2 protein-coding genes are annotated in these 3,328 nt (G+C 66.4%); both read right to left on the bottom strand.

The genetic code is table 11. From position 1 onward, the window contains the following. Positions 1 to 728: 728 nt before the first annotated feature. Complete coding sequence (locus tag ACIA47_RS32480) at positions 729 to 1,889, bottom strand: NAD(P)-dependent alcohol dehydrogenase (RefSeq protein ID WP_396712265.1); 1,161 nt, start codon at positions 1,887 to 1,889, stop codon at positions 729 to 731. Between the two features lie 707 nt (positions 1,890 to 2,596). After that, positions 2,597 to 2,947: an LLM class flavin-dependent oxidoreductase gene (locus ACIA47_RS32475; protein ID WP_396712267.1), complete on the bottom strand. Its 351-nt coding sequence runs from the start codon at positions 2,945 to 2,947 to the stop codon at positions 2,597 to 2,599. Between the last annotated feature and the right edge of the window lie 381 nt (positions 2,948 to 3,328).

Genomic DNA, 3,328 nt, shown 5'->3' with positions numbered 1-3,328 from the left:
TCCTTCCCCTGTCTTCTGCGCGTGCGGCGTGGCCGCCGCGGAGAGCGTCGCGCGTCGCGCCCGATCGACTGCAGGACCTGCTTGCCTGGGATTCGCCGCTTCGACATCCGCGACGCCTGCCGGTCTCGCCCACTGACGATCCAGCGAAAACGTTGATCAGAAGATCGTTTGCCCAACAATACATCAGCCCGGCAACGCGTCAGAGCACCGAACGGTGAGCTGCGTCTCTGGTGGGGCGGCGGAACCACGGCCGCTGGTTAACCAAACAGCTGGTTATCAAACAAATATCGACAAAAAGAGCATATGGCCGTTAACTGCCGGCGCGGTCCCAGCAGGGCCGGCCGGCGCGGCGTCGGTCGCGGGCGGGGCGGGGCCCACGCGCCGTCACCTCCCGGGGCTTGGCAGCCCTGGACGCCGGCAGGTTCCCGGTTCCCGGTTCGTGGATTGGCTGGATGCAGCGGTCGAGTGGCCGTCGTCGCGTGCCGGCCGGTTGCCGCTCTTGAGGACCGGCAACCGGCCGTAGAGGTTCGGAGAGATTGCGTACCGAGCTTCGGCGTCCGGGCGCGCCACCCTGCTACCAGCGGCACCGCAACGGCGAGTTCCTGGCCTTTTCAAAGCCAACCGTCAAGAACTCAGACACGCGACACTAGTTCGCCATCCCTCGCCGGCCGCTTCCTGGCCGGGCCTGACCAGGCAGGTCGTGTGGGTCAGGGCAGGCGGGTCGTGCGCTACGCGACGGAGCCGCCAGCGGCCATCTGGGTCTCGGCGTCGGCTGTTTCAGCGGATCCGTAGCTGGAGATGCGCAGGATCGCCTTGATGACATCGCCGCGTGCCGCGGCGGCGAATGCCTCGTCGATGTCGTCGAAGTCGTAGAACCCGACAAGGCGGTCAAGCGGGAACCGGCCGGTGCGGTAGAGCTGGATGAGCTTGGGGATGAACTGCTGCGGGATGGCGTCTCCCTGGACGATGCCGCGTACCGCCTTTCCCAGCGCCAGCGGCGCGGCCGGAATCGATGCGTTGCCGGCGCCGGCGATCAAGCCGGCCTGGCCCATCGGCCGCAGCGACGAGACGGCGTGAGCGATCATGTCGGCGCGTCCGGTCGTGTCCAGCACGTAGCCGGCGCCCGAGCCGGTGATGTCGAGGATGGCTTTGGCCACGTCGAGGCCGGCGGCGTTGAGGGTGTGGGTGGCGCCGAGTTCGCGTGCCAGTGCCAGGCGCTGATCGTTGACGTCGACGGCGATGATCGTCGTTGCCCCGGCCAGGTTGGCGGCCATCAGGGCACCGAAGCCTACGGCGCCGACCCCGAGGATCGCGATCGTCGCCCCCGCGGGTATGGCGAAGGAGTTGAGCACGGCCCCGGCTCCGGTCTGGAGGCTGCAGCCGAGCGGGCCTAGGAGTTCTAGTGGCACGTCCTTGTCGACCTTGACGGTGTTGCGCCAGGTCGAGAGTGCATAGGTGGCGAACGAGGACTGGCCGAAGAAGTGACCGTGGACCTTGTCGGCAGCGCTGTTCGGGCGGTGTATGCCGATGGTGCCGTCGAGCCGGGAACCGCCGAAGTTGGCCGCGTATGCCTGGTCGCAGTAGGACGGATGCCCGGTCAGGCACTGCGGGCAGTGTCCGCACGACTGGTAGGACAGCACGACGTGGTCACCGGGCTGCAGTTCGGTGACTGCCGCACCGATTTGCTCGACGACTCCGGCTCCTTCGTGTCCGAGCACGATCGGCTGCGGCGAAGGGATGTGTCCGTTGCGGGCGTGAGCGTCGGTTTGGCAGATCCCGGTGGCGACGATTCGGACGAGCACCTCGTCGTCGCGGGGTTTGTCGAGTTCAAGTTCGGCGAACGTGAACGGCTTCACCGGCCCTTGGGCCACGGCGGCTCGTGTGCGCATGGCGCGCCCTTCTTTCTTCGAATGGAGGGTATTAACTCCGGCGATGCGCCGGCAACTGCGGTAAGCGGTGGAGCTGGATGAGCGCCGAGTCGGCGTGCTGTACCGATCGGGTCGACACCGTCACATTCGATTGGTCTACCTAAAGGTACCTGGCAACCCTTATGTTTGACGGTCGAACCGGTGGCCACGCGAGAAGAGCGGGTGGCCGCGCGCCTGGCCAACTGATGTGCATGTCAAACAAATCGCATTCGATGCGCTCAGCGCTGCTCCAGCGACGGCCGTGTCCTGCACCGATCGGCCCGGAGTGCACTGCGCGTCGACACGTGTCCTGGTGTCCGGACCGGCGCGATTCCACCGGTTCCCTGAAGCCACCTGCTCATTCGGCGAGACCGGGAAGTTGCGGTTGAAGACGTTGTCCGGGTCGTACTTCGCCTTTGTCTGCGTAGTCGGCTCAGCGTCGGCTCCGGGTACCCATCGTGGAGCAGGCGTGGATCGGTCCGCGTCTCGAAACTCAGGTACATGCCGTCCGAATGCCGATACAGGTCAGCCCAGTGCTTGTCGAGCTACGCCACTTCCTCCGTCCCGGTCGCGGCCAGAACCGCGCGGCCAGAACCGAAAGTTCTGGCTGCGGTGCGCGTATGCGGTGGCGTCGTTGACGGCGCAGCCCACCGTACGGATCTGCATCACCGACACTTCACCGGAGTGCATCATCGCGTGCATGCTCTCGGCGGCTTGCGGGGGTGATGTGACGTAGCAGTCCGCTGCGGGTGTCCTCCAGGCCCTGTCCATGGTGGCGGTTGTGCGGCGGGGCTACCAGCGCCGCGTACGGCGCGATTTGCACCTGCCAGTCGACGATCTTGCCGATTTCCCGGCACGGGGTGGGCAGCAGGTCGAGGCTGGCGGCGGCGCGCCAGGACCGCAGGCGGACGCAGGGGCAGAGTCAGGACGTTCGTCGATGCACGTATCCGCTGTGTGCGGGCGGCGACGCAGCCGAGCAAGGTCCACGTGTCCAGGAACCCCGGGTTGTACGGGTGATCCTGGAAGGTTGCCGGGTCCAGTCCTGCCTCTTCCGTCAGCTCAGCAGTGCCACCACCCGGTCCGCGTCGTCGGCGCCGGGGCCGGGGCCGGATGAACGTGCCGAAACAGCAGTCCGTGTTCGTAATCGGGCATCGCCCGTCTCCTCATCGGTGGTCGCAGCCGGTATGGACGACGACAGCACTCCCGGTCGTCTACCCAACGGCTCCGTCGACCCGAAGAGTGTCGACAACCACAAACAGTTGTCGGGCAAAGCTTCTTGCATCTAGCTTAGTTGCTGACCAACTCATTTGTGGAGAGGTGCATGTCCGGTCCCGGGCATTCCGCCGCACAGTCAGGCACCCCACCCGCACCCGGCTCCTTAACGCACCCGCGGGACGAGGGGTCTCCACCAGTCCGGAAGC

The sequence above is a fragment of the Micromonospora sp. NPDC051227 genome, assembly GCF_044455385.1.
Classification (GTDB): Bacteria; Actinomycetota; Actinomycetes; order Mycobacteriales; family Micromonosporaceae; genus Micromonospora.
This window is presented reverse-complemented; position numbering and strand designations above follow the sequence as displayed.